This is a genomic window from Caballeronia sp. RCC_10 (genome assembly GCF_041360715.1).
GTDB classification, from domain to species: Bacteria; Pseudomonadota; Gammaproteobacteria; order Burkholderiales; family Burkholderiaceae; genus Caballeronia; species Caballeronia grimmiae.
Genome location: NZ_JBFUPT010000128.1, coordinates 1 through 535 on the forward strand (window position 1 = coordinate 1; position 535 = coordinate 535).

Sequence of the window (535 nt, forward strand, 5' to 3'; positions counted from 1 at the left end):
GCCTCAAGGGTTCGCTGCGCGGACCTTACGCTCGCCCTTGACCCGCCAAACCACCCACTGAGAATTCAAAAGAGGCCTAAATCTCTTCCACAAAGTCTTCATCGCATCGTGATCCGCTACCGCGTGCGAGGCGAGGTATCCACGCGCGAAACCGGCGCCCGCTGCCGTCTCAGGCTTGCTCTCTCCTAACGACCGGAGCAGTCCGCTCGCTACGACGACGTCGTTGCGCCAACCCAGATCGTCCTGCAGATCGCTCAGCGCAGTGACGTAACGCTTCACTTCGCGTCGATCGAACAGGGAAGAGAAGAACTCAGTCGCATAGCGCAACTTCTTGGCCGCGATGCGCGCGCGATGGCGTGTTTCATCATCAAGCTCGGCCAGGCGGTGGCCCCGTTTGAGCAGTTTCTTGTGGCGGCGCTTCAGCGTCTCACTCGCAAAGCTGGTGATTCGGTCCTGAAGTGAAGCGCACCGGGAACCTCGGAGACCGTTTTGCTGGAGTTAAGCAGCCATCGGCACTCCAGCGAGTTGCTCATAG

Annotated in this window: 1 protein-coding gene; it reads right to left on the bottom strand. The window is 59.8% G+C overall.

The window, feature by feature from the left end:
- Positions 1-3 precede the first annotated feature (3 nt).
- Complete coding sequence (locus AB6804_RS31950) at positions 4-447, bottom strand: CHAD domain-containing protein (RefSeq protein WP_370889849.1); 444 nt, start codon at positions 445-447, stop codon at positions 4-6.
- Positions 448-535 lie beyond the last annotated feature (88 nt).